This window comes from Streptomyces sp. CA-106110 (assembly GCF_050936285.1).
Taxonomy (GTDB): domain Bacteria; phylum Actinomycetota; class Actinomycetes; order Streptomycetales; family Streptomycetaceae; genus Streptomyces.
In genome coordinates this window covers 786934-812453 of sequence record NZ_JBNJNB010000001.1, presented here as the reverse complement: position 1 = coordinate 812453, position 25520 = coordinate 786934, and the positions used below count along the sequence as shown (strand labels likewise).

The following is a 25520-nucleotide window of genomic DNA, read 5'->3' as shown; positions in this document are numbered from 1 at the left end:
TACCCGGAGAACCGCTCGGCGCAATATCGGCTTGGTTGTTCGGTCCTTCCGGCGTTTCCGTTCCAAGCGACGTCATGGGTACGGGCGCACTGACTGGTTCGCCGGCGGCTTCCCCTCCGGGCGATCCCTCGTGCCGCGGCGCGGTTCGTGAGGGCTCCGGAGCCGCGGACGAGCCGGACAATCAATGAGCACCACACAAAAGGCGGATTCCATGGTCATGCCGGCAGACATCGTTCCTCTCCTCGAACAGGCGGAGGCCGAGGAGATGAGCGAGTTCCAAAGTCTTGTGGTCGGCGAGGAACGCACCGCATTGAGCATGGCGTCGGTCCGCCTCCGCGGAGGCGTCTGCATGTCGGTCGGCAACGATCCCGACGAGTACTGGAACAAGGCGCTCGGCTTTGGATTCGAGGCGCCGGTGACCACGAGCCTCGTCTCGGACGTGCTCGACTTCTACACGACTCACCAGTCCCGCGTGGCCGTGCTCCAGTTCGCGCCCTCCGTGATGCCGACCCACTGGGAGCAGATCGCCCGGGAATTCGGGCTGCAGCGCACCGCGGGAGTGATCAAGTTCGCCGCTCCGGTCGAAACCGTCATCGCTGCGGGCCGATCCGCTGAACTGGCGGAAGGCCTGTCCGTGGAAGCCGTGCGACCGGAGCACGCCGCGAATTGGGCGCACACCGTCGTCAGCGGTATGGGAATGAAGGAGAACTGTTTCCTGCCCGGCTCCATAGGCACCGTGGGGCATCCCGCCTGGCGGCCCTTCGGTGTCCGCGACGGCGACGGTAACTATGTCGCCGGCGGCAACCTCCGGATTCACGGCCCTGTGGCCACACTCTTCGCCGGAGCGACCCTGCCGCAGGCGCGTAACCTCGGGGCCCAGGGAGCGCTCGTCCGCGCGCGAGCCCTGGCCGCCCGCGAAGCGGGATGCGAATGGCTGTTCGTCGAGACCGGACCGTCGACTCCTGAGCGTCCGAACCCTTCGTACCGGAACATGCTGAGATACGGGTTTGAGATCGCGTATCAGCGGCCGAACTGGGTCTGGAAGCGACCCCTCACGCATGGAGTGTCGAATTCTATTTCGGCTGGATCCCGGTCGGCTGCTGTCTCCTAGCAAGCCCAGGGTGAGCCAGGAATTCTCACATGTTGTGACTGCGGGGGAAGTAGTTAGTATTTGCCAGGCCCGCCCGAAAGATCTTGTTCCACGTGAATGAAATGCACGGGTGGTGCTGGACAGTCGCGTCCGAAGTGCGTCCGTACGAACAGCCCATGGCTTCGTCCGTGGCGTCATCGGATCCCAAACGAGTCCCGCCGACTGTAGGCCGCGGGCCAGCAATGAGGAGATGTTGTGAGCAACTGGGGATCTGACGGTTGGGCGGTGGCGCCGGGCGAGGGCGTGCGCGTGGAGCCCGGCGGCAATCACTGGCTCGAGGTGATGGTGAGCGGTAAGGACGTCGATGGCGCCCTGGGGGTGTTCGTCTTCACTCATGACGTCATCACCGAGAACCCGCCGCATGCCCACCACGCCTTCATGAAGATCATCTATGTGCTGGAAGGGCACTACGATTTCCGCGTCGGCGACGCGACCTTTTCCGGAGGACCTGGCACCGTGGTCGTGGTGCCCAAGGGAAGCCAGCACACTTTCACGACTCCCACTGGCGGCCGGGCGCTGTTCGTCTCGTCGCCGGCCGGCAACGAGGAACTCTTCCTCGAAATGGGCAAGCTGGGCCCTGATCCCACCCCGGAACAGCTGGCAGACCTCAATGCCCGGTTCCACACCACAGGGTTGGGGGATGAGGAGGCTTCCTGGCAGCAGATGCACAGTAAGGGCGACTAACTGATCATTTCAGAATGAGTTGACGTGTCGGGCTTGGCGGTTGGGCTTGATGGGGGCAGAGTTCATCGAGTGGCGGATGATCTTGTGCCTGATGACCTGTGGGAACGTTTTGCCCCGTTGCTCCCTCCCTGCCCGCCACGGCGTCGACGGTATCCAGGCCGGGTGTCGACGGATGACCGCGCCGCCTTGCGGGGCATTGTTTACGTCCTGTGTACGGGCGTGAGCTGGGCAGACGTCCCCACGGAGAAGATCGGCTGCAGTGAGGTGACGTCCTGGCGCGCCTTCGGGACTGGACGCAGGCTGGCGTGTGGCCCCGTCTGCACGAGGTCCTTCTGGCGGAGCTGCGGGCAGCGGGCCTGCTGGACATGGATGACGCGGCGGTCGACGGCTCCCATGTCAGAGCCCTCAAAGGGGGGCCCACACCGGACCTTCGCCGGTCGACCGCTCACGTTCGCGTGGACCCGGCAGGCGGTCGAGTCGCGTGACGGGCGCTCAGCGCCTCGTCTCGTACCTGGTCAGGATCACGCCGCAGGGAAGCGTCCGCGTCTCCACCAGGTTCAGCTTCACCCAGCTGTCCAGCGCGGTGAAGAACGGCGTGCCGCCGCCCACCAGGACCGGCGCGGTGGCCAGCACGTACTCGTCAATCAGCCCGGCCCGCATGGCCGCCCCGGCGAGCGTCGCGCCGCCGATGGCCATCGGGCCGCCGTCCTCGGCCTTGAGCCGGGTGATCTCGGCGACCGCGTCGCCGGTGACCAGGCGGGTGTTCCAGTCGACCTTGTCGATCGTCGAGGAGAACACCACCTTCGACATGTCCCGCCAGCGGCGCGCGAACTCGATCTCCGCCGGGGTGGCGTTGGGCTGCTGGTCGGCGGTCGGCCAGTAGGAGCTCATCGTCTGCCACAGCTTGCACCCGTACAGCGACAGGTCGGTCGCCTGCAACTGGTCGGACCAAAACTGGAACAGCTCGTCGCTCGGCACGCTCCAGCCAATGTCGTCGCCGGGCGCGGCGATGTAGCCGTCCAGGGTCAGGTTCATGCCGTAGATCAGTTTCCGCATGGCGCCAGCCTTCCGTGAGTCGGTCTCACGCGTACAGACCGGTGCGGCGCGGGAAACTCATCGGTGCGCGATATGAGCTCGCATGTAGTCCTCGTGCTCGGTGGCTCAGCCGCAGACTCAGCGTTCCGCCGAGGAAATGGCATCGATCTGAGACTGATCTTGGGTGACATCGCGGTGAGACAACAGAGAACCAGCAGGTCACAGAAGATCGACATGTCATCGGCGGCGAGACCCTACAGCGGCAAGTTTCGCGAGCTTCTTGTAGCAGGTCAGGGCGGCGGCCAGGCCGAGGAAGGCGAGGAAGTGCGAGCCCTTTCGTTCGTATCGGACGGTGAGGCGGCGGTAGCCGAAGAGCCAAGCGATCGACCGTTCGATCTTCCAGCGGTGCCGACCGAGGCGTTCGCCGGACTCGATGCCGGGCCGCGCGATGCGCGCGACGAGCCCGCGCTCGCGCAGCCACGCCAGGTGTTCGGCGGAGAAGTACGCCTTGTCCGCGCGGAGTTTGACGGGTCGGCGCCGCCGTGGTCCCCGGCGGGACCGGACGGCGGGTATGCCGCGGATGAGCGGCTTGAGGGCGAGGCTGTCGTGCATGTTCGCGCCGGACACGGCGACGGCGAGCGGGATGCCCCCTGGGCATCGGACAGCACGTGCAGCTTGCTGACCTTCTTGCCGCGATCGACCGGGTTCGGCCCGGTCAGCGATCCCCCCTTTTGGCGCGAACGGAGGCCGCGTCGACGATCGCCGAGGTCCAGTCCACCTCGCCCCGGGCCCCGAGTTCGTCCAGCACCGCCCGGTGCAGCCGACGCCACAGGCCGGCCTCGGTCCATACCGTGAAGCGGCGATGCGCGGTGGCGGGCGACGTGCCGAACGTCGGCGGCAGATGCCGCCAGGCACAGCCGCTGGTCAGCGCGTACACCACTGCCGTGAACACGGCCCGCTCGTCACACGGAGCGGTCCCACCACCTTGCGGACGAGCAGCGAACGACGGCAGCAACGGGGCGGCCAGCTCCCAGAGTTCATCAGGAACCAGACGCTTCGATAGATCAGCACCCACGACCGGCATCATGCCGCACGAACATCAAGTCACGTCAGACAACCTCTAAGCCCAATGCCGTTGCTTTAGATGGGCGCGTAGGCTGCTCGGTGGTGGTCCCGGGGGTGGTTCGGGTGTCTACAAATGTGTCTGAGTTATCGGGCCTTGGGCTGTTGACTTGGGTGTATCCACCGGGGTTGGTGGATCGGGTGGTGGCCGCTTGCGGGTGCGCAGAACAACGCAAGCGGCTGCTTCCCGCGCGGCTGGTGGTGTACTTCGTGCTGGGGCTGGCGCTGTTCTCTCCGGCTCCGTATCTGGAAGTGATGCGGCACCTGGTAGAAGGTCTGCGAGGCCAGGGGCTGCTGGGCAGCTGGCACGTGCCGGCGAAGTCCTCGTTGTTTCGGGCCCGGCAGCGGCTGGGCTCTGAACCCTTGCGTGTGCTGTTCGCCGCGACGGCCCAGCCGATGGCCACCGAGGCGACGCCCGGCGCGTTCTGGCGGGGCTTGCGGCTGCTGGCTGTGGACGGGACCTGCTGGGACGTCACGGGCACCGAAGCCAACGAGGCCGCCTTCGGACGTCCGGGCAGCGGCCGCGGGTCCGGCCGGAGCGCGTTTCCGCAGGTGCGGATGGCTGCATTGGTGGAGGTGGGCAGCCATGCGGTGCTGGACGCGGAACTTGCCGGCTGCCGCACCGGTGAAGTCACCCTGGTCGGCCGCCTGCCGCGTTCGCTCGGCCCGGGCCAGCTCGTCTTGGCCGACCGTGAATTCCTCGGTGTCCCGTTGTGGCGGGCATTCACCGCCACTGGCGCTGATCTGCTGTGGCGGGTGCCCGCCAACCGCGTCCTGCCGGTCGCCAAGCGGTTCCGTGACGGGTCATGGCTCTCACAGATCCGGGCGGGCAACGGCCCTGCCCGCGATGAACCGGTCGTGGTCCGTGTCCTGGCCTACCAGCTCAAGGGCCGGGTCAGTGAGGGTGCAGCTGACGGCTATCGCCTGGTCACCACTCTGCTGGACGCCCGGCGCTATCCGGCCCGGCAGCTGGCCGCGCTCTACCGCGAGCGCTGGGAGGTCGAGTCCGTCTTCGCCGAGATCAAAACCCATCAGCGCGGTGCCCGCGTCGTCCTCAGCAGCAAAACCCCCGATGGTGTCCGCCAGCAGGTCTGGGCGCATCTGCTGGTTCACCACGCCCTGCGCGAGCTCATGCTGAGAACGGCTGCCACCCGTGGCCTGGACCCGGATCGGGTCTCCTTCACCGAAACCCTGCGCTCCGCCCGCCGCAGCGTGACCGTCACGCCGGGCAGCTTTTCCCCTGACCTCCTGGTCAGGGCCTTGGTGATGCTCGAGCAGGACCTCCTGGAAAGGCTCCTGCCTGTCAGACGTCTCCGCAGCCAGCCCCGCGTCGTGAAACGCAAGATGTCCAATTATCGGCTCAAGCGACCTGAATACCACGTCTGGCCGCAACCGACCCGCACCGGCACACAAGCCATCCTCATCACAAGACCCCAACCCGCAGGCCCGTAATGCAACGGCATTGAAGTTCCCCCGCTGAGCTGGACAGCCTGATACTGGGACGGTTGGGTCCCAGAGGAAGCAGTCCAGGTTGAGTGGCAAGAGCAACATGAGCAAGCGGTACACGCCCGAGTTCAAGCAGGACGCGGTGGAGCTGGTTCGCTCCTCCGGTCGGAACGTGACCGAGGTCGCCCGGGAGCTCGGCGTGAGTGCCGAGGGGCTGCGCGGCTGGGTCAAGCAGGCGAAGGTCGACCGCGGCGAGGGGCCCGCTGGCGCGCTGACCAGTGATGAGCGGGACGAGCTGCGGCGGTTGCGTCGTGAGGCCGCCGAGCTGAAGAAGGCGAACGAGATCCTGGTAAAAGTAGTCATGCCGCCGCTGTGCGGCGCCACCGTGGCGGGATGAGAATCCGGCTGGACCGCGCCTGCAGGACGCCAGCCCAACGCTACTGTTCGCCATCGGCTCGCCAGGGTCATCCTGCGGATGGTGACGCCCGGTTGACGTCGGTGCCGTGTGGTACTTCGAGTCCGCGTAAAAAGTATGACGCTGGGGCCTGAGGGATCGTTGACTGCTGCCACGAGCGCGAATCTCAGACTCTTCGACTGGTAGGCCCCTTCGGGCGGCACCGTCCGCGGCCGATCATCGGGGAGGCGAGGATGGACGTTATCGTGGACCGGGTCGCCGGCTTGGACGTGCACCGCGATACCGCGGTCGCCACGATCCGGGTTCCCGGCAGGCGCCGGGGCAGTCGGCATCATGAGACGCGGACTTACCAGACCACCGTGCGCGGTCTGGGTGAGCTCGGCAACTGGCTGGTCGCCGAACATATCGAGCTGGCGGGCATGGAGGCCACCGGGATCTATTGGAAGCCTGTGTTCGCCGCGCTGGAGGATCGGCTTGCGTGCTGGTTGTTGAATGCCCATCACATGCACAACGTGCCGGGCCGTAAGACCGACGTGGCCGACTCCGCGTGGATCGCCCAATTGTTGGAGCACGGACTGGTACGGCCTTCGTTCGTGCCGCCGCCGGAGATGCGGGATCTGCGGGATCTGACCCGCTCGCGCAGCGCGGTCACCCAGGAGCGGACCCGGATGATCCAGCGCCTGGAGAAGGTGATGCAGGACGCTGGGATCAAGCTGACCTCGGTGGCCTCGCAGGCGTATTCGAAGTCTGCCCGGGCCATCGTGGACGCGCTGATCCGTGGTGAGGGTGACCCGAAGGCGCTGGCGGCGCTGGCCAAGGGGCGACTGCGCTCCAAGCAAGACCGTCTGGTCGAGGCCCTGGGCAACCGTTTCCGCCCCGAGCACCACGGTGTGCTGGCAGCGCGGCTGCTGGACCACATCGACTCGCTGGAGGAAGCATCGGCGACGCTGGATGCCGAGATCGGACGGCGCCTTGCTCCGCACGCCGATCTGGTGGAACTGATCCGCTCCATCCCCGGCGTTGGGCCGAAGAACGTCCAGGTCCTGATCGCCGAGATCGGACTGGACATGGAGGTCTTCCCCACGTCGGCCCACCTCGCCTCCTGGGCAGGTATCTGCCCCGGCAACAACGCCTCCGGCGGCAAGCGCCGCCCAGGGCATACCCGTCCCGGCTCGCGCTGGCTCAAACAGGCACTGACCGAGGCCGCCTGGGGAGCCGCCCGCACCCGCGGTACCTACCTGGCCGCCCACCATGCCCAGATCAAGGGCCGTGCGGGACGGTTCAAGGCCATCGGCGCGACCCGGCACGACATCATCGTCGCCTACTGGCACATCGTCCACGACCGGGTGCCCTACCGGGAGCTGGGATCGGACTGGATCGCCCGCCGGTACTCGCCCGAGCGCCGAGCCCAACGGCTGATCTCCCAGCTGGAGGACCTGGGCATGAGGGTGACCGTGGTTCCGGGCACGTCGGCGTGACGTGGATTCATATCTCAGCAGCGGCCTTCTTCGCGAAGGAGATCGTGAAGTAGGCGAGGTGTGCCTCTTCATCGATGCGGAGAAGGCCACCGAGGGCAACCCCGATGGCTACAGCGTTGCGCTGCTGTGCCGTGTACTGAAGGTCTCGCGCGCCACGTACTACTTCTGGCTGGCAAGTCGGCCGGCCGTCGCCGAGCGGCAGCGCGCCGAGGACGAACTCGCTGAGGAGATACGGGAGATCCACGGGAAGTCGCGTGGTGCCTACGGCGCCCCGCGCGTGCACGCCGCGCTGCGGCGCAAGGGCCATGCGATCAACCGGAAGAAGGTTGAACGGATCATGCGGGAGCGCGATATCCGAGGCGTGACCCGCCGCAAGCGCCGGTACCTGACGAAGCAGGACACCAAGGCCGCCCCGGCCCCGGACCTGGTCGGCCGCGACGTCACCGCCGCCGAACCCGGCACGAAGCTCGTCGGGGACATTACGTATCTGGCGACGATCGAGGGCTGGTGGTACCTGGCGACGGTCATCGACCTGGCGACACGCGAGGTGATCGGGTACGCGATGGCCGATCACCACCGCGCCGAACTGGTTACCGACGCGCTGGAGATGGCCGCCGGGCGCGGCCAGTTGCAGCCCGGCTGCATCATGCACACCGACCGCGGCAGCGAGTACACGAGTAGCGAATTCTGCCGGAAAATAAGGAAGTTGAACCTGAGGCAGAGTATGGGGAGAACCGGCATATGCTACGATAACGCCGCAGCCGAGAGCTTTTTCGGTTTGCTCAAAGCGGAGATCGGCACGACCGTCTGGGAGAGCCGCGAGGCGGCTCGCGCCGACGTCTTCCGCTTCATCGAAGTCGAATACAACCGCACCAGGCTCCGCAAACACCCCGAGTTCGGGTACCTCACCCCACTCGAAACCCGAGCCAGGCTGCAGCACGACTTCACCCCCGCAGCGTAAGCATCCGCTGTCCAAGATCAGGGGGGAACTTCAGCATTGCCTCTAAGTCTTGATTGGTGCGGCCGACCTGGCGGCCTGCTCGATCTTCGCGCAATAGGCTGCACGGGCTTCCTCGTCGATCTGCTTCTGGAGTTCGGCGCGCAACCCGGTCCGGCCGTCGAGGCCCTCGCGCAGGATATCGGCGTGCCCGGCATGCCGGATGGACTCGCCGAGGACATGGACCATGATGGCCAACAGGTTGGTGTCGGCATAAGGCTCCGGCCACCACGGCACGTGGCCGGGGGCGTCGAGGGGAAGCTCGTTGATCGTCGCGTCCGAGTGTTCCCACGTGCGCCGGTAGAACCCGATGATCTGATCGCGGGTCTCGTCCTCGGTCGCCCACAGATCGCTGCCGTTGGAGTCCTGCCACCGGGGCAGCGGTTCCGGGGAAGGGCGGTCGAAGACCTCACCGAAGTACCTGGCCTCGACGGTGGCCACGTGTTTGACCAGGCCGAGGAGGTTGGTCCCGGTCGCTGTCAATGGTCGGCGGGCGTCGTATTCGGACAAGCCGTCGAGTTTCCAGAGCAGCGCCTTGCGGTCCCGCCGCAGTCTCTCGTGCAGGTTGTCTTTCGCGAATTCATCGATCATGCGGCATGAGCCTGCCATGGGCTGCTCATGGTCTCAAGATCCCGTACGTGGTCCGCAACGACTGGCAGAGCCGAGGTCTGGCCATGGCCGCCGCCCTGACCTGCTACAAGAAGCTCGCGAACTTGCCACGAGAGACACCCTCTAAGCTTGATCTTTAACCTCGGCAAGATCGTTTCTTGTCGGGGTTCTTGATTCGCCGGACAGAGAGCGCGGCCGTCCTTGAGGCTTCGGAGTGTCGAGCAACGAAGCACCAAGAAACGGCCGCTGTGATGAGTGTTCTGGATGACGCCGCCCGCGTCGAGTCGCTGTCCGTGTTGTCCTGCTTCCGTGAGGACTTCCATGCCTGCCTGTCCCGGCGAGCGGATGCACTGTTCGAGCTGACGGATGCGGTTCTGTGTGCCGACGGCCCGGTCACCTCGCTGGTCGACCTGACGCTGGTGGCGGAGCACCAGCGGGGACACGGCGCGATGTACGACGCGCTGAACTGCGGGCGCCTCCAGGTGGAACGTCTGCGCCGGTCGTTGGCGTCCCTGCCGCTACCCAGGGCGGCCGATGGGAGGATCGTGCTGGCGGTCGATGTCTCGCCGTGGCTGCGGCCCGATGCGCCGACCAGCGCGGAGCGGCTGTTCTGTCATGTCTACGGGCGGGCCAAGAGCAACTCGCAGTTCATCCCGGGCTGGCCCTACTCTTTCGTCGCTGCCTTGGAGACCGGACGCACATCCTGGACCGCGCTGCTGGACGCGGTGCGGCTGGGCCCGGCCGACGACGCCACTGCGGTGACCGCCGCCCAGCTCCGCGAAGTTGTCGACCGGATCATCGCTGCAGGGCACTGGAGCGACGGTGACCCGGACATCCTGATTGTGATGGACGCCGGCTACGACGTCACCCGCCTCGCTTTCGTCCTCACGGACCTGCCGGTCGAGCTGGTGGGCCGTCTCCGCTCCGACCGGGTGCTGCTTCGACCCGCACCACCGCACCGTTACAGCCCCAAGGGGGGCCGGCCCCGCAAGCACGGCGGAACCTTCACCCTGGCCAAGTCCGACACCTGGCACGAGCCGGAGGTGGCGACCGTCACCGACACCACCCGCTATGGGAAAGCCGAGGCGATGGCATGGGACCGGATGCATCCCCGGCTCACCCACCGCGGGCCCTGGCTGGACCACGAGGGCGAACTCCCCGTTCTGCATGGCACGTTGATCCGCCTCAGGGTCGAGTACCTGCCCGGTGACCGTGACCCCAAGCCGGTCTGGCTGTGGTCGTCGGTCACCGGTGCGAGCGCTGGACTGGTCGATGTGTTCTGGCAGGCCTTCCTGCGAAGGTTCGATCTTGAACACACCTTCAGGATGATCAAGCAGACGCTCGGCTGGACCCGTCCGAAGGTCCGTGAGCCCGATACGGCGGACCGCTGGACCTGGCTGGTCATCATCGCCCACACGCAGCTCCGGCTCGCCCGCCCACTCGCCGAGGATCTTCGCCGCCCCTGGGAGAAGCCCGCCGAGCCGGGGCGGCTCACGCCCGCGCGGGTGCGGCGGGGGTTTCGGAACCTCCGAGCGAAGACGGCCCGTCCGGCGGCCGCACCCAAACCTTCCCGGCCCGGCCCCGGACGCCCGACCGGCTCGAAGAACCGCCGCCGGGCACCCAACCACGACGTCGGTAAAACCGTGAAACGCGATCTCAGCATCGCGGAACACAAGAACCGTGCAGGTTAAAGATCAAGCTAAGTCCGCGAGACGGGCGACTCATGTCGGGGGGCCGCTCCCGACATCGCTCAATCAAGTTCAGCAGTAGCTGGTGAGCAAGGTGCTTGTGGCCGGCGGCGCTTGCGCTTGTCGGGGAGTTCTGCAATCAACCTTTTGGCTCGGCGAGCCGGGCGGATGAGGTCGTGCGTGCCCATGGTGACCAGCGTTGGAGTGTCGATCTCGCCCGGTCGGCCTTTGTGGTCGAAAGACGCGCCGGTCACATGGTTGTCCGACCAGCCCATAGCGACGGGCGCACAGAGGCCAGGGAGCGGAACTCAATGCTGGCTCACCCTGGATCACCTGGTCTTCCTCGACCATGACGCGGCCTCTGCTAAATGATGTTGAGGCAGTCGAGGAACGGCGTCGCGGTGGATGCGTCCCCCGTGATGCGGCAGTGGTCGCGCCAGGGTTTGCGGGTGGTGGCCCATGCGATGAAGTCGAGTGCCGTGCTGTGGACCTGGGTGGTGGCGTCCGCACCGGGTGCCACGGTCAGCTGCCCGTCCGGCTCGGTCGCGGGGAGGATGGTGACGGTGGTGGCGCCCGGCCCGGTCAGGTCGAGGACGAGGGGTCGGTCGACGGTGGCGGTGAGTTCGGGCCCCTGCATCTGGGGGAGGCCGGCGAGCATGAAGTCGACAGCGGGGGAGACCAGGGCGTCAGCCGGTTCCGGCAAGGTGAACGGGAGCGGGCCGTCCGGGGCGAGCATGTCGTTGCGCAGGTGGCAGAAGACGTTGAACGCCATGGTGTTCGCCAGGAGGTGCCGCGGATACGTCCCGAGCCCGGGCACGTCGACGGGCTCGCCTGCCCCGGGCGGTTCCTGGGCGGCTTCCAGGAGGTCCAGTTGCCGTGGGGTGCTGCGCCGCCACTCGTCGAGGACTTGGGCATGGCTCCAGCCACGGCGTTCGTCGACGCGCAGGTCGTGGTAGCGCTCGCGGTTCTTCGGCAGTGAGGGGTCGGGCGGCGGTGGGTCCACCGCCTCGGAGGCGAGGGCAGCGAGGTGGGCCACCACGTCGATGACGCGCCAGCCTTCGCACGCGGACGGCAGCTCCCATTGATCGTCGTCCATCTGGGAGATGATCTCCGCCAGTAGCGCCGTGCTCGAGCGCGCGGCGGTGATGCCGGCACGGGTCATCGTTCCTCCCTCGCCTCTCTCGAAGGGACGGCCCGGTCAGGATGCGGCGTGGCGAGATACAAGGTAGGTCGCGGCGACGTCCGCGCGGCCGAGTCCGTCGTCGGCCGCGCGGTCGAGGCGTTCGCGTACGACTTCCGCGATGCCCAGGTGCAGGCCGGCGGCACGGGCGGTGTCGGTGATCAGGCCGGCGTCCTTGTCCGCCGCTTCGAGGGGGAAGGAGGGTGTGTCGAGGTCGTTGTCGATCATCATCGGGCCCTTGCTCTGTACGTAGGTGCTGTTGAGGCCGCTGCCGTCGATGACGTCGATGACCAGATGAGGGTCCAACCCCAGGGTGTCGGCGAGGGTGAGGGACTCCGCGATCCCCTCCACAGTGGTCAGGACCCACGCGTTGTAGGCGAGTTTGAGGCTGCTCGGCTGGCCTACCTCGTCGAGCCACATGATGCGTGATGCCACCGCCTCCAGGACCGGTCGCACCTGTTCCCGTGCCTCCCGCTGGGGGGAGGCGGCCGGGATGGTCAGGGTGCCGGACACGGCCGGTTCCTTGGTGCCGAGGATGGGGGCTTCGACGTACGCGACGTTCAGGCGGTTCGCCTGTTCCGCGAGACGGCGACCCCCGTCCGGGGAGACCGTGCACGTCTGCACCCACACCGTGTGACTGTCGAGGCCGTCGCGGGCCTGGTCCATCACGTCGGCGACCACCTTCTCGTTCGCGAGGGCGGTGAGTACGACGTCTGCGCCGCGACAGGCCTCGGCCGGTGTGTCGCATACCGTGGCACCGACGTCGGCCAGTGGTTCGGCGCGGGCGCGGTTGCGGTTCCAGGCGCGGAGTCCCAGTCCCGCCGCCGCGATGTTGCGTGCCATCGCCTCTCCCATGGTGCCGGTGCCGAGCACCGCGACCACGGGCCTTTTCTGCCCAGACGACGGCGTCCGGTTCGCTTCGCTCATCGTCGCGCCTCCATGCGCTCGGCGGGCAGCGCGCCGCGACGGCCGGCGCGCATGCCCAGTGGTGTCGACTGCCGCCCGGTAGCGAGGTTCAGGCGTCCTGGCCGATCCAGACGGTCTTGGCGTTCATGAACTCCCGCATGCCGAGGTCGGACAACTCGCGTCCGTAGCCGCTGCGTTTGACGCCACCGAAGGGGATCTCGGGGTAGCTGGTCGTGTTGCCGTTGATGAAGGCCATGCCCGACTGCACATCGCGGACGAACAGTTCGCGTTCGGCCTCATCCTCGCTCCACAGGTTCGAACCGAGGCCGTAGGGATGGCCGTTGGCCTCCTGCAGGGCCTCCTCCAGGGAGGAGACCGTCCACACCTGCGCCACGGGGCCGAAGACCTCCTCGTGGTACATCCGCATCTCCGGCGTGATGCCGGTCAGCACGGTGGGCGGGTAGAACCAGCCGGGCCCGGCCGGGCGTTCGCCGCCCAGCAGCACCGTCGCACCCTTGGCGATGGCGTCGTCGACGTAGGACTCCACGTCGCGCCGGCCGGACTCGGTGGCCAGCGGACCGACGTCGGTGCCCGCTTCCATCGGGTCGCCCACCACCAGTGCGTCCATCTTCGCCACGAACATCTCGATGAACGCGTCAGCGATGTCCCGGTGCACGAAGAACCGCTTGCCGTTGATGCACGACTGCCCGTTGTTCAGGCACCGCGCCTTGACCGCGACATCGGTGGCCCGCTCCAGATTCGTGGAGGGCATGACGATGAACGGGTCCGAACCGCCGAGTTCGAGGACCACCTTCTTGACCTCACTGCCGGCGATGGTGGCCACCGACCGCCCTGCCGGTTCACTGCCCGTCAGGGTCGCGGCCGCCACCCGCGGGTCGCGCAGCACCTGCTCCACCCTTCCCGCGGAGATCAGCAGGGTCTGGAACACGTCATCGGGGAAGCCCGCGTCACGGAAGAGCTCTTCCAGGTACAAGGCGCACTGCGGCACGTTCGAGGCGTGCTTGAGCAGACCCACGTTTCCCGCCGTCAGGGCGGGCGCGGCGAACCGCATCGCCTGCCACAACGGTAGGTTCCAGGGCATCACCGCGAGCACCACACCGATCGGCTGATACGTCACAAACGTCTGCTTCGCGCCCACGCGTGCGGCGTCAGCGTCCAGGTCCCGCAGGTACGCGGGGCCCTCGATGGCGTAGAAACGCAGCCCGCGCACGCACTTGACCACTTCCTCCTCCGCCGCACGGAAGGTCTTGCCCATCTCCGTGGTGATCATCCGGCTGACGCTCTCGATCTCCTTCTCCAGGCGTTCGGCCGCATGCTGCAGCCATCCCGCCCGCTCCTCGACGCTCGTCAGCCGGTACGAGGCGGCAGCGGCCGCCGCCCGGGCGAGCTTGTCCTCCAGTTCCTCAGGAGTCAGCTCGTCGAAACTCCTGAGAACCTCACCTGTCACGGGACTCGTGGTTGCGATAGCCATAAACCCACGGTATGACCGCCTAGTAAGACCCGCAATCCACCTATTTGCCCCCTTCCCGGCCCATGAAGCGGAGCGCTGATCCGCTGTACCTTCCACCCGCAGTCCAGCACCCCGCGGTCCCACAGCGACGACCCTTCGTGCAGCCAGGGCACACCGTTGGCATACGGCGTCCTCGCCGGCCGTCTGCCGGACCGCGAAGCCCCTGCTGCAGCGGTGGCCGCGGTGACCGACGCGAGAACTCGATGCCTGCCTCCGCTGTACGGCCCCAGCCGCTTTTCCGCTTGCCACCCGCTGCCGAGGTCTTGCGCCTTTCGGAACCTGTCAAAGCGATCAAGGCAGGCATGTCGTTCTAATGTTGCGCCGGTATCAGTGGGCCTGCTGGTGTCGGCTTGTTGATCCAGGCCGCTGCGGGGAGCTTTGGAGGCTCGGGGGGTTTGCGGACGAAGCGTTCGGGGTGCTTCGCGTAGACCGTCTCCAGGACGTTGGCTCGCATCTCACGGAGTTGTTCGGCGAGGCCGAAGTGCACGTCGTAGGGGGTGTGCAGGCCGATCCCGGAGTGCCGGTGCTCCTGGTTGTACCAGGTGAAGAAGCGGGTGCACCACGCGCGGGCGTCCTCGAGGGAGCCGAATCGGTCGGGGAAGTCGTGCCGGTATTTCAGGGTCTTGTACCGGCTCTCGCTGTAGGGGTTGTCGTTGGACGTCTTTGGCCGGGAGTGCGACTTGGTGACGCCGAGACCCGCCATCATCTGGGCAACGTTCTGCGCGACCATCGGGGACCAGCGGTCGGAGTGGATCGTCAACTGACCTGGTCCGATACCGTACTTGGCGATCGTCTCGGACAGGAAACGCTCCGCGAGATCCTTGTTCTCGTGGGCGGCGATCATCCAGCCCACGGTGTAGCGGCTGAAGATGTCGATGATTGTGTAGAGGCAGTAGTAGACGCCCGTCACCGGCCCCTTCAGCTTCGTGATGTCCCACGACCAGACGCGGTTCGGAGCCTCGGCGACCAACTCGGGGACTGTCCGGGGCGGGTGGACGGCCTGGCGGCGGCGTTCACGGACCTCGCCGCGCCGGCGCAGGAGCCGGTACATCGTCGATTCCGAACACAGGTAGACGCCACGGTCGAGGAGGACGGCGTAGATCTCGGCGGGGGCCATGTCGGCGAACTCCGGGGAGTGCAGCACGTCGAGGACCCGTATCTCCTCCTCGGGCGAGAGCGCCCGGGGATGCCGCCGCCGTTCGCGCCGCGGCCGCTGGGGCGCGGGGCTCTGGCGGTGGTGGCGGTAGTAAGTGGCCCGGCTCACGCCGAGCGCCGCGCACGCCTGGACCCGTCCGACCAGCAAAGTGAGCTCTTCGAGGGCCTGGTCGCGGGCGGTGTCGAACACCACGGCCGCGACCTGGGCTTCGCTCACTGGTTCTTCTCGCCGTGCCGGGTCGGGGCGCTGTCCGTGGCGAACTGGTCGAGCAGCGCGGAGAGTTTTCCCTGCACCTCGATGACGGTGCGGGCCTTGGCCAGATCGGCCTCCAGCCGGGCCTTCTCCGCCTTGAGCTTCTCGATCTCCTTGTCCCTCGGGTCCGCCTTCGGCCTCCCGGCCGGGGCGGCGAGCGCGTCCAGGGCACCCTTGTCCCGCTGCTGCCGCCACGTCGTGATCAGCGACGAGTACAGGCCTTCTCGCCGCAGCAGAGTACCCTTGCCCTTCTTGTCCAGCGTCTCGTACTCCGCGAGGATCCTCGCCTTGTACTCCGCTGTGTACCGGCGCGGGCCGGCGGAACGGGCTGCTACCTGCGGATCAGGGGTCCCGTGGTCGTTGGTGCTGGCCACCTGGGCACTACTCCTTCTCCGCCCTCGACTCAATGAATCATGCAGTCTGCCTGACTCGGTCTACTTTGGCAGAGAGGGGTGGCAACGGCGTCGAGTGACCGCCGCCCGGCTGACCCCATCTTCGTTCCATTCTGTTATGAGTTCTCAGGTGGTGTGGAATTGGGGGCCGTAGGTGTGGTGGGTGTGGGGGATGGGGGTTTCCATGAGTTCTACGGCGGGGGTTTGTAGGCGGTGCATGGCGCGGATGGCTGTGTCGAGGGTGTGGGGGGTGCCGTCGGTCCAGGCCATGTCGAGGGTGTCGAGGACGGTGGTGTAGGTGGTGTCGAATTGGGTGAGGAGTTGGTGGACTGGTTTGGGGGGGTGGTGCCATCCGCCGGCGGGGACGGTGGCCATGGGGCGTGTGGTGGGGAAGGGGACGGGGGTGCCGGTGAATTGCCAGCTGCCTCGGGTGTTGCGTAGTTGTTGGCCGTGGTAGATCTCGGCGAAGGCGTAGTAGTGGGCGGGGTGGTTGTGGTCGAAGGCGTCGTCTGGGGAGCCGTCGGTGCCTTCGCCTTGTTCTTTGATGATTTCGATGGAGCGTTCGACGTCGTTGAGGGTGGCGATCGGTTTGAGGACGTCGGAGCCGATGTGTGCGGACAGTTGTCCCCGGGTGGAGAGTTTGGGGGCTGTGGTGTGGAATGTTTTGAGGAGGTCGGTGTAGAAGGCGCCGACGCTGGGTGAGGTGTCCGCGGTGCGGGTGAGGGGTGTTTCGGGGGCTTCGATGGCCATCATGACGTCGTGTACGAAGGGTTTGGTGAGGCCGGAGAGGTAGACGTTGACTCCGGTGCGTACTCCGCCGGGCAGGGGTCCGGGGTAGGTGGGTGCGGCTTTTTTGATGTGGGGTCGGCCGCCTAGGGCGACCAGGAGGTTGCAGACCAGGCCGAGGTGGTACATCTCGTCGCCGACGATGCGTCGGATGAGTCGTGCGGTCTCGCAGGCGCGGTCTTTGATGGACCACCAGCCGCACAGGTACGGGGGGATGGTGGCCAGTTCGAGTTCCACGGCGATCTGGAGTGCGGTTTTGAGCCAGTGGGTGCCGCGGGTGTGCTGGGGGACGGCGAGCAGGCGTGCCACGGATCCGTGACCTGGGGCGGTGGGTGGGCTGCTTGTTTGTCCTGTGGCTTTGGCGGGTTCGGATGCGGAGACGGGTGCGGCGGCGGCCAGGGCGGCCGATGCCAGGAGGCTCCTTCGTCTGAACGGGGGAGTGGTTGCCCTGTCCGGTTCATCCTTTCCGTCTGTCATCGCAGCCTCCGCGGGTAGGGGTGGCCCTGCCTGGGAGCCAGGCGTCCCGGGGGCCTCCGGTAGCCAGCGAAGTTATCAGCCGTCCCGCCTTGTTCCCGTGGTGCGCGGTGTGGTGGGGCGCATTTACCACCCTGTCGGTCGACCCCGCTGGCGGTGCACGTCACCTTGCGTGACGAGGTGTCCGCTCTGCCCGGGACACTCCTGGCGTTCGGACTCGCGGGCACCGTGTGTGCTCGCAGCGACCGCCGCGCCGGGTGGTCGACGAGCCCAACTTCCCAGTGGGGCCGGTGGGGGAGTGCCGTCCGGCCCGAGTCACACCTGGGTTCTGTCCGGCGGATCATGTGACTACTAGGCTGCGACGATGGAACGCGTAACCGACGTGCCCGAGAGTCTCGCCCCGTCTGCAGATGGTGCCCAGGTCAATGACTACGACACTTTCGCCGAGGCGTACTCGGCGGAGAACGAGAACAACCTCCTGAACGCGTACTACGAGCGGCCCGCGATGCTGGCTCTCGCCGGAGACGTGGCCGGCCGTCGGATCCTGGACGCCGGCTGCGGTTCAGGCCCCCTGTCCGCTGCACTGCGCGACCGCGGTGCTGCCGTCACCGGCATCGACGCCAGCGCCGGGATGCTGGCGCTGGCCAGGCGGCGGCTGGGCGAGGACGCGGCCCTGCACGTGGTCGACCTGAGCGCCCCTTTGCCGTTCGCCGACGGTGCGTTCGACGACGTGGTCGCGTCGCTGGTGCTGCACTACCTGGAGGACTGGGGGCCGACGCTGGCCGAGATACGGCGCGTGCTCAGGCCCGGTGGTCGGCTGATCGCGTCGCTGGACCACCCTTTCGTGGCCTACACGATCACGGATCCTCGGCCCGACTACTTCGCGACCACCAGCTATACCTTCGACTGGACGTTCAACGGGCAGTCCTTCCCGATGAGGTTCTGGCGCAAGCCGTTGCACGCGATGATCGATGCCTTCACCACCGCCGGCTTCCGCGTTTCCGTCATCAGCGAGCCGCAGCCCGACCCGGCCGCCCGCGAGCTGTTCCCCGACGACTTCCAGAACCTTTCGATCAAGACCTGCTTCCTGTTCTTCGTCGTCGAGGTACCGCCGCCGGCTGCGGGCTCGGACGACTAGCCAGTCGCGGGTCACGAGCGGAGCGAGAGTCGGACCGAGGCTTTCGTTCCTTGCAGATCGTCTTGTCGACGCCGACGGTCGGCCGCCCTGACTGCCGCGGATTTGCCGGCCGGCTCGCTGGTTCTTCGGCTCGGGGATGGTGTGCTCGTTCTGGTGTCGTCGCAGGTAGCGGCGGTTGCGGAGGGACGAGTACGCCTTATCGCCGCCGAGGTGGTCGGGCCGGGTGCGCGGGTGTCTGCCGCCCGGCTGGCCGACGCGGATGCGTTCCATGATCGGGATGAGCTGTGGGGCATCGCCGCACTGGCCCGGGGTGACCAGCAGGGCCAGTAGGCGGGGCCTCCTTCACCGACGTCATGGATCTTGTAGGTCGGGCCGCCCCGCGAGCATCCGAGTCCCTCGTGGGGGCGGTGCTGCCGGGGTGCGCGTCGTTTCCCGACGCTCGCGGAACGCTCCTGCGGGCCGCGGAGGCGTGCTGGTGGGCCCCGGCAGGTGGTCGAGTCGAAGCTCACCATCGACCAGTCGATCCGGCCTTCAGCGTCGGCGTCGGCCAGGACGGCCGCGAAGATCTTGTCCCACGTGTTGGCTGCCGACCAGCGTCCGTCCCGCTCGTACACGGTCTTCCACGGACCGAAACGCGCAGGAAGGTCCCGCCCTGGCGTTCCGGTGCGCAGCCGGTACAACATCCCGTTGATGGGCCTGCGGTGCCTGACCCAACGGCCGCCACGCTGCACGGGTTTCGGCAGATGTGGTCTGAGCCGAACCCACTCTGCGTCGTCAGATCTCCCCCGCCCCGTGGCCATGCCAACGACCCGAGACCACGGCGGCCACAAGATCCGCCTGACAGGCCCCAGCCCGGTCCGCTTGGCTTCCTCCACTGCCTCGGCAGCCACGGTCACGTCTGTCATCAGGCGCAGTTGGGCAGCCCAGGCTGTGAGCGGAGTCCGGCGCGTGCCGTGTTGATCCACCACGGGCGGCCCGGCTGTGCTACGGTTTCCGAGTTGCAGTTGTGGTACCCATGAACCTATGTGCGCCTGACGGGAATGTTTCTCCTTCAGGCGCATATTTTGTTTTCCGGCACCTCCGGATGGGGCCTCTGCCTACAGAAGAGGAAAGTCATGGCACAGGGAACCGTGAAGTGGTTCAACGCCGAAAAGGGTTTTGGCTTCATCCAGCAGGACGGCGGCGGCCCCGACGTCTTCGCCCACTACTCGAACATCGCGACCCAGGGGTTCCGTGAGCTCCAGGAGGGCCAGCGGGTCTCCTTCGACGTCACGCAGGGCCAGAAGGGCCCGCAGGCGGAGAACATCATCCCCGCCTGATCACCCGGCGCATATCCGCTCACCGGGGTCCGCACCTTCATGGTGCAGGCCCCGGTTGTGCTGTTTCCAGGAAGGTAAGCAACCGCATGTCCCGCAGGCCCCAGAAGCCGAATCGGCGCGCCTCGTCACCCTCACCCTCCGCGACGTCGCCAAGGGAGTTCCGGCTGCCGGAAAGCACGACACCCGCCCTTCCCGCCGTCGCGGACTTCGCCGATCTGGACATGCCCGCGGGACTGCTGAAGACCCTCACTGCGCAGGGCGTGACCACGCCCTTCCCCATCCAGGCCGCCACCCTGCCCAACTCACTTGCCGGCCGTGACCTGCTGGGACGGGGACGTACCGGCTCCGGCAAGACCCTGGCGTTCGGGCTTGCGCTCCTGGCCCGCACGGCCGGACTGCGCGCTGAGCCCAAGGCGCCCCTGGCCCTGGTGCTGGTTCCGACCCGTGAACTCGCCCAGCAGGTGGCGGACGCGCTGACCCCCTACGCGACGGCGGTGAACCTCCGGCTGACCACCGTGGTCGGCGGTTTGTCCATCACCAAGCAGGCCGCTGCGCTCCGGCGGGGCGCCGAGGTGCTCGTGGCGAGTCCCGGCAGGCTCAACGACCTCGTGGAACGCGGGGACTGCGTGCTCGACAGCGTGCGCATCACGGTGCTGGACGAAGCCGACCAGATGACCGACATGGGCTTCCTGCCGCAGATCACCAAGCTGATCCAGCAGGTGCGGCCCGACGGACAGCGCATGCTCTTCTCGGCCACCCTGGACAGCAACATCGACCGCCTGGTGCAGCGGTTCTTGACCGACCCCGTGGTGCACTCCGTGGACCCGTCCGCAGGAGCGGTGACCACCATGGAGCACCACGTGCTCCACGTCCTGGACGAGACCGACAAGAAGGCCGTCACCGCGCGCATCGCCGCCCGTGACGGCCGGGTCATCCTCTTCCTCGACACCAAGAGGTCCGCCGACCGGCTCACCAAGCGGCTCCTGGCCGTCGGGGTCCGCGCGGCGGCACTGCACGGAGGCCGCTCCCAGCCGCAGCGCAACCGCACCCTGGAACAGTTCAAGAACGGCCAGGTCACCGCGCTGGTGGCGACGAACGTCGCGGCCCGGGGCATACACATCGACAACCTCGACCTCGTCGTGAACGTCGATCCCCCCACCGACCACAAGGACTACCTCCACCGGGGTGGCCGCACGGCCCGCGCCGGCGGCTCCGGCAGTGTGGTCACGCTGGTCCTGCCCGACCAGAAGCGCGACGTCACCCGGCTCATGTCGGACGCGGGCATCCGCCCCCGGACGGCCCGCATCACCTCCAGCGACGTGGAACTGGCCACCATCACCGGCGCCCGCGAGCCTTCCGGCGTGCCCGTCACCATCGAGGTCCGCCAGCCGGCGACACCGACGACGTCCCCGTCCCGCCCGGCCCGGAAGACCGGCACCGAGACCGGCAAGCGGTCCGGCGGCCGCCGTCGCAACGGCGGCGGAGCGGGGGCGGCAACAGGTACGACCCCCGCGACGGGAGGGCGGAGCTCCGGCCGCCGGGCCGCAGCCGGAGCAGCAGCGACGGGTGGCACCTCCGCAACCGGCGGACGCAGCTCTGCCCGCCGGGCGGCAGGCGGCAAGGCCGCGGGCGGTGCCGCCGGCGCGGGCGGCCGCAGCGCCGACCGCCCGGCCGGAGCCGGTGCGGGGACCGGCGCTGCCATCGGGAAGGCGGGCCGTCCATCCGGCCGCCGCGCGGCGACCGGCGGCGCCACGGGCGGTGCCGGCAGCGGCGGCCGCGGCTCCGACCGCCGAGGCGGCCGCCGCATCTCCGGGGCATAGGCGGCACCGGGCCGTTCGCCCTGTTGAATACCCCGCGTAGGCGGCGTGGCTGTTCCTCATGATGATGTAGTGGCCGAGGAGCACGCCGCCCTGCTCCTATGGCAGGCGCGGGCGGCACCTCCGCACGGTCGAGGGCGAAGCGGCCCGCCGGTACCTGCAGCGTCTCGCCGGCATTTCGCCCAGGCCCCCGCCGGCAGCGACCTGCATCAAGTGCGGTGCCCGCCGCGGCCGGCAGTAGCTGCAGGATGCTGCCGGCCTGCTGATCCATCAGGACACCCGCACGGTTCGCGGCGAGCTCATCGCCGGGGACGGCTGCTGGTACAGGTCGCCGTCATGCACCAGTGGCTTGTGGAAACCGGACGTATTCGCGTAGACGTCCCGATTATTCAGCGCGAAGGCCTCACCTGGCGCCCAGGATGCCGCAGCCAGCCGCTGCTGCCGGCGAAGGCTGGCGGAACTTGTACTCGATGCCCATTGCCGGGTGGCACGGCTTGCGCCGGGAGGGAACCGTGGCTCTGGGTGGGCTCGTGTCCGAATACGGGTGGAAGGGAAACCGGGCGAGGTTCGCGGGGAGAATCATGCAGATTATCGAGGTGACCGGCTTTGCCGTTCGATCCGCTGTGATCACCATGAGGCGGAGAGGGACGCCACTCGAATTCGTGATCTTCCCGATGGTGCACGTGGCTTCGCCGACGTTCTACTCTCAGGTTCGCATCAGGCTCAGGGAATGCGACCTCATAGTCATGGAGGGAATTCGAGGGAAGTCGGTCGGGGTAAGTGCCCTCACGCTCGCGTATCGGTTCGCCCCACGCCGGCGGCGTAACGGACTACAGGAGCAGCGTGAGGAGCTGCTGCTTCCCAAGGACGTGCCGGTCATCAACCCGGACGTGACCGCCGCCGAGGCGATCGCGGACCTGAAGGCGCTGCCGCGGTGGATGTACCTGTTGCTCATGGTCGCGGCTCCCGTGATGGGCCTGGTGTTCGCGCTGCGTGGTCCGCGCGCCTTCCTCGATGAGGACCAGGTAGTCGAGGATCTTCCGTCGACGCTGCGGGCGGAGATGATGGCTGACGATCCTGTGGGGCAGGCGATGATGGGTCGGCGCGACCAGCGGTTGCTCGACGCGCTCGGCGAGATCCACGCGGAACGCAGCGACGAGTCGATCCGCGTGGCCGTCGTCTACGGAGCCGACCACGTCCCGGCGATCGTCTCGGGGCTGAGGGACCGTTACGGGTACCGACCGCGTGAAGCGGAATGGCTTACCGTCCTCATCCCCGCGTAGATCGTCGGGCGAAACCGGTTCTGCGGGGGTCCGGGGGACGGCAAAGCGGACTCCGATCTGCAGGATCGGTTCCTGGGGTTCGGCCGCCACGTGCTGGTTGCCATTGGGAACCCGTCCCAACCTGAGGTCACCGAGCGCCCGGCTGCCCGAGCCCCCCCCGGTCACCCATCAAACCGAAACTTTCACGACAACGGCCGCAGTCCTGGGGGTCCGGCGAAGAAGTGGGCCGCCGAGTTGTCGAGGTGAATGGCGATCGCCGGAATCCGACAAGGGTGCGGATCCTCTCGGGGGACGGTTGAACTGGGGTTTTGCTGATCTGGGTGTGGGTGGGGTGTTGTCGTCTCTACCGTGCGGGTAGAGGAGGCGGTGCCGGATGGGCTCGTTGATCGGGGAACTGGAGGCTCGGCAGGCGGCGGTGCGGTCCCGGGTGGAGGAACTCGAGCGGGAGATCGCCGTGTTGACCGTGCGGTTGGAGGCTGAGCGGGACCGGCTGGAACGGTTGACCGTGACGCGGGAGACGCTGGAGGAACTCGCGGCTGAGGGAGTGGCCGTGGACGCGGTCGAGCCGGTGGGCGGGGGCCGGGTGGTGGGAGCGCAGACGGTGACCGTGTGGCGGGAGGGGATGAGCAGCGCGGATCTCCCTGCGGTCTACCGCGACATCGTGGGCGTGATCGACGACGGGCCCGAGCCGGTGCAGGCGAAGCAGGTCGTGCCGAGGATCGGCCTGCCCGCGCAGACGTCGAAGATCGAGGGGACGCGGTCGAAACTGAAGCGGCTGGTCGAGCGGGGCTGGCTGGACGAACAGACACCCGCACTGTTCACCGCGTCGGCCGGAAGGACGGCGACCGGTTCGGTGCGGTGAGCCAACTCCCGGTGGTCAAGGGGCTCTTCTTCCTACCGTCGTAGGTGCCAACCAGGAACGACGGCCGGAAGAAGAGCCCGGATGGAACGCTACGACACCCACGATGTCCCTGACCCGTTTGCCTGCTCGATGGAAGCGGTGGAGTCGCTGGCAGCACGGCTGTCGGCACCCGAGACCGCCGAGTTGGACCATGCCGCGGTGGAACAGCTGATCGAGACCGATGGCCGGGAGATCCTGCGCCGGTTCTTCCAGGACCACCTCGACCTGCGGGCGGCCCGTGAAGAGCAGGCGCCGCCGCCTCGGGCGGTCTTCGGTCCGGACCGCGAGGTGCGGCCGTACCGCGAGAGGGGGCATGCCCGGCAGCTGACCTGCTTGTTCGGCACGGTGAGTGTGACGCGGTGCGCCTGGCGGAGCCGGGGCCTGTCGAACGTGCACCCGGCCGACGCCCAGTTGTCGCTGCCACGCGGCCGGCACAGCCACGGCGTCAAACGCCTCGCCGTGCGCGAGGCGGTCCGTGGTTCCTACGCGCAGGCCGTCGCGGCGATCACCGACCGGTGCGGGCCGGTACTGGGCAAACGCCGGGCCGAGAGCCTGACCGTCGAGGCCGCCGGCGACATCGACGCCTTCTACCACCACAAGATCGCCTCCCCGTGCACGGCCGACATGCCGCTGGTCATCCAGGTCGACCAGAAGGGGGTGGTGATGCGGCCCGAAGCGTTGCGCGAGGCCACCCGCCGCGCGGCCGAGGCAAAGAAGCGGCAGGGCAGGCAGGCGCGGCTCGCACCGGGCGAGAAACCGAACCGGAAACGCATGGCGACCATCGCCTGCGTCCACGACACCCACCCCGCCCAGCGCCGTCCGCACGACATCGTCCACCCACCCGGCGGCCGTACCCGCCTGCGGACGGTGCGGCCCGGCCCGAAAGCGGTCAACCGGTGGTGCACCGCCTCCCTGATCCACGACCCCGACGACGTGATCGCCGAGGCATTCACCCAGGCCAACGACCGTGACCCGGGCCATCACCGGCCCTGGCTCGTCCTCGTCGACGGCGCCCGCCACCAACTCGACCTCGTCGAAGCCGAAGCACAGCGCCGCAACGCCAAGATCCACATCTTGATCGACTTCGTCCATGTCGCCGAGTACGCGTGGACGGCCGCGCACGCCTTCCATCCTGTCGGCAGCCTGGAGGCCGAGACTTTCGCCGCCGAGACACTCACCGCGATCCTGCACGGACACGCCGCCCGCGTCGCCGGCGAGATGACCGCCCGCGCCGAGAAGGAACAGCTCACCGGGGCGAAACGGGACAGCGTCGACACCTGCGTGCGCTACCTGTCCGGCCACCTCGACCAGCTCCGCTACGACACCGCACTGGACAAGGGCTGGCCCATCGCAACCGGATCGGTCGAAGGCGCGTGCCGGCACCTCGTGGGCGACCGCCTCGACATCACCGGAGCCCGCTGGGGCCTCGCCAGCGCCGAAGCCGTCCTCAAACTCCGCGCTGTCCACGCCAACGGCGACCTCGACACCTACCTCGCCTACCACCACACCCGCGAGCATCAGCGCACCTACCCCGACCAGCACCACAACCAACCCAGCACTTGATCAACAACCTTCCCTCAGAAGGATCCGCACCCATCCGACAATCCGGCGTCCTGCCCTGCGCGGGCGGGCTCCAGTGCCGGAGTCGGTGACGGTTGGCGCCCGGCGGAGGCCTGCGACCGAGTCAGAGTGCTCCTCGACCCGGAGGCGCAGCAGGACCCGACCTGGCCTGCTGACTTCGGCCTTGCCCGCGTGACACCG

General features: G+C 67.8%; 19 protein-coding genes and 5 pseudogenes. 14 read left to right on the top strand and 10 right to left on the bottom strand.

The genetic code is table 11. The features are described 5' to 3' along the window. The first annotated feature begins 184 nt into the window (after window positions 1–184). The 3 genes and pseudogenes from ACQEXA_RS03950 to ACQEXA_RS03940 all read left to right on the top strand — a co-directional run. The gene (locus ACQEXA_RS03950) at window positions 185–1111 is read left to right on the top strand and encodes a GNAT family N-acetyltransferase (RefSeq protein ID WP_433128695.1); all 927 of its coding nucleotides are present in this window, start codon (window positions 185–187) and stop codon (window positions 1109–1111) included. Window positions 1112–1345: 234 nt separating this feature from the next. Next, on the top strand, window positions 1346–1834 hold the full coding sequence (locus tag ACQEXA_RS03945) for a cupin domain-containing protein (protein WP_433128693.1): 489 nt from the start codon (window positions 1346–1348) through the stop codon (window positions 1832–1834). 24 nt (window positions 1835–1858) lie between these two features. Then, window positions 1859–2059, top strand: a pseudogene (locus tag ACQEXA_RS03940) (transposase); the annotation flags it as partial. Here ACQEXA_RS03940 and ACQEXA_RS03935 read toward each other — a convergent pair. The 3 genes and pseudogenes from ACQEXA_RS03935 to ACQEXA_RS03925 all read right to left on the bottom strand — a co-directional run bounded on the left by ACQEXA_RS03935 (window position 2035) and on the right by ACQEXA_RS03925 (window position 3944). Next, window positions 2035–2229 (bottom strand): hypothetical protein, encoded by a 195-nt coding sequence (locus tag ACQEXA_RS03935; RefSeq protein WP_432937228.1) that lies wholly within the window; start codon window positions 2227–2229, stop codon window positions 2035–2037. The pseudogene ACQEXA_RS03940 and the gene ACQEXA_RS03935 overlap by 25 nt on opposite strands. A 97-nt stretch (window positions 2230–2326) precedes the next feature. Beyond that, the gene (locus ACQEXA_RS03930; protein WP_432937230.1) at window positions 2327–2890 is read right to left on the bottom strand and encodes a dihydrofolate reductase family protein; all 564 of its coding nucleotides are present in this window, start codon (window positions 2888–2890) and stop codon (window positions 2327–2329) included. Between the two features lie 216 nt (window positions 2891–3106). After that, window positions 3107–3944, bottom strand: a pseudogene (locus ACQEXA_RS03925) (IS5 family transposase). A gap of 92 nt (window positions 3945–4036) precedes the next feature. Between ACQEXA_RS03925 and ACQEXA_RS03920 the strand changes: the two are divergent. The 4 genes from ACQEXA_RS03920 to ACQEXA_RS03905 all read left to right on the top strand — a co-directional run bounded on the left by ACQEXA_RS03920 (window position 4037) and on the right by ACQEXA_RS03905 (window position 8291). Beyond that, a complete protein-coding gene (locus ACQEXA_RS03920; protein ID WP_433128691.1) occupies window positions 4037–5443 on the top strand; it encodes an IS4 family transposase in 1407 nt (468 codons plus the stop codon). 79 nt (window positions 5444–5522) lie between these two features. Further along, a complete protein-coding gene (locus ACQEXA_RS03915; protein ID WP_432929109.1) occupies window positions 5523–5834 on the top strand; it encodes a transposase in 312 nt (103 codons plus the stop codon). 251 nt (window positions 5835–6085) lie between these two features. Then, window positions 6086–7330 carry an IS110 family transposase gene (locus ACQEXA_RS03910; protein ID WP_433128689.1) on the top strand — a complete coding sequence of 415 codons (1245 nt, stop codon included), beginning with the start codon at window positions 6086–6088 and terminating at the stop codon, window positions 7328–7330. A 58-nt stretch (window positions 7331–7388) separates the two neighbouring features. Then, window positions 7389–8291: an IS3 family transposase gene (locus ACQEXA_RS03905; RefSeq protein ID WP_432929105.1), complete on the top strand. Its 903-nt coding sequence runs from the start codon at window positions 7389–7391 to the stop codon at window positions 8289–8291. Window positions 8292–8333: 42 nt separating this feature from the next. Here ACQEXA_RS03905 and ACQEXA_RS03900 read toward each other — a convergent pair whose 3' ends face one another. Next, the gene (locus ACQEXA_RS03900; RefSeq protein WP_432937236.1) at window positions 8334–8918 is read right to left on the bottom strand and encodes a DinB family protein; all 585 of its coding nucleotides are present in this window, start codon (window positions 8916–8918) and stop codon (window positions 8334–8336) included. 269 nt (window positions 8919–9187) lie between these two features. Here ACQEXA_RS03900 and ACQEXA_RS03895 point away from each other — a divergent pair, with 269 nt between their 5' ends. Continuing rightward, window positions 9188–10627: an NF041680 family putative transposase gene (locus ACQEXA_RS03895; RefSeq protein WP_432920289.1), complete on the top strand. Its 1440-nt coding sequence runs from the start codon at window positions 9188–9190 to the stop codon at window positions 10625–10627. Window positions 10628–10988: 361 nt separating this feature from the next. Here the strand turns inward: ACQEXA_RS03895 and ACQEXA_RS03890 are convergent, their stop codons facing one another. The 5 genes and pseudogenes from ACQEXA_RS03890 to ACQEXA_RS03870 form a co-directional block, all read right to left on the bottom strand. Next, window positions 10989–11786 carry a maleylpyruvate isomerase family mycothiol-dependent enzyme gene (locus ACQEXA_RS03890; protein WP_433128687.1) on the bottom strand — a complete coding sequence of 266 codons (798 nt, stop codon included), beginning with the start codon at window positions 11784–11786 and terminating at the stop codon, window positions 10989–10991. A gap of 36 nt (window positions 11787–11822) precedes the next feature. Then, window positions 11823–12752 (bottom strand): annotated as a pseudogene (locus ACQEXA_RS03885) (NAD(P)-dependent oxidoreductase); the annotation flags it as partial. A gap of 67 nt (window positions 12753–12819) precedes the next feature. Beyond that, window positions 12820–14202, bottom strand: a complete 1383-nt coding sequence (locus ACQEXA_RS03880; RefSeq protein WP_433128685.1) for an NADP-dependent succinic semialdehyde dehydrogenase — start codon at window positions 14200–14202, stop codon at window positions 12820–12822. Between the two features lie 349 nt (window positions 14203–14551). Further along, a pseudogene (locus ACQEXA_RS03875) lies at window positions 14552–16023 on the bottom strand (IS3 family transposase). A 144-nt stretch (window positions 16024–16167) separates the two neighbouring features. Continuing rightward, window positions 16168–17136 carry a ferritin-like domain-containing protein gene (locus ACQEXA_RS03870; RefSeq protein WP_432937249.1) on the bottom strand — a complete coding sequence of 323 codons (969 nt, stop codon included), beginning with the start codon at window positions 17134–17136 and terminating at the stop codon, window positions 16168–16170. A gap of 529 nt (window positions 17137–17665) precedes the next feature. Between ACQEXA_RS03870 and ACQEXA_RS03865 the strand changes: the two genes are divergently transcribed. Continuing rightward, window positions 17666–18439, top strand: coding sequence for a class I SAM-dependent methyltransferase (locus ACQEXA_RS03865; protein ID WP_432937252.1), 774 nt, complete (start codon window positions 17666–17668; stop codon window positions 18437–18439). Window positions 18440–18482: 43 nt separating this feature from the next. Here ACQEXA_RS03865 and ACQEXA_RS03860 read toward each other — a convergent pair. After that, window positions 18483–19239: pseudogene (locus ACQEXA_RS03860) on the bottom strand (IS5 family transposase); the annotation flags it as partial. A 315-nt stretch (window positions 19240–19554) separates the two neighbouring features. Between ACQEXA_RS03860 and ACQEXA_RS03855 the strand changes: the two are divergent. The 5 genes from ACQEXA_RS03855 to ACQEXA_RS03835 all read left to right on the top strand — a co-directional run bounded on the left by ACQEXA_RS03855 (window position 19555) and on the right by ACQEXA_RS03835 (window position 25322). Next, window positions 19555–19758, top strand: coding sequence for a cold-shock protein (locus ACQEXA_RS03855; RefSeq protein ID WP_071365560.1), 204 nt, complete (start codon window positions 19555–19557; stop codon window positions 19756–19758). An 86-nt stretch (window positions 19759–19844) separates the two neighbouring features. Further along, entirely contained in the window at window positions 19845–21578 is a 1734-nt protein-coding gene (locus ACQEXA_RS03850; RefSeq protein WP_433128683.1) for a DEAD/DEAH box helicase, read from the top strand. 527 nt (window positions 21579–22105) lie between these two features. Then, a complete protein-coding gene (locus ACQEXA_RS03845) occupies window positions 22106–22858 on the top strand; it encodes a hypothetical protein (protein ID WP_432937256.1) in 753 nt (250 codons plus the stop codon). Between the two features lie 373 nt (window positions 22859–23231). Continuing rightward, window positions 23232–23720, top strand: coding sequence for a hypothetical protein (locus tag ACQEXA_RS03840; RefSeq protein WP_432930360.1), 489 nt, complete (start codon window positions 23232–23234; stop codon window positions 23718–23720). Window positions 23721–23801: 81 nt separating this feature from the next. Beyond that, the gene (locus ACQEXA_RS03835; RefSeq protein ID WP_433128681.1) at window positions 23802–25322 is read left to right on the top strand and encodes an ISKra4 family transposase; all 1521 of its coding nucleotides are present in this window, start codon (window positions 23802–23804) and stop codon (window positions 25320–25322) included. The last annotated feature ends 198 nt before the right edge of the window (window positions 25323–25520 follow it).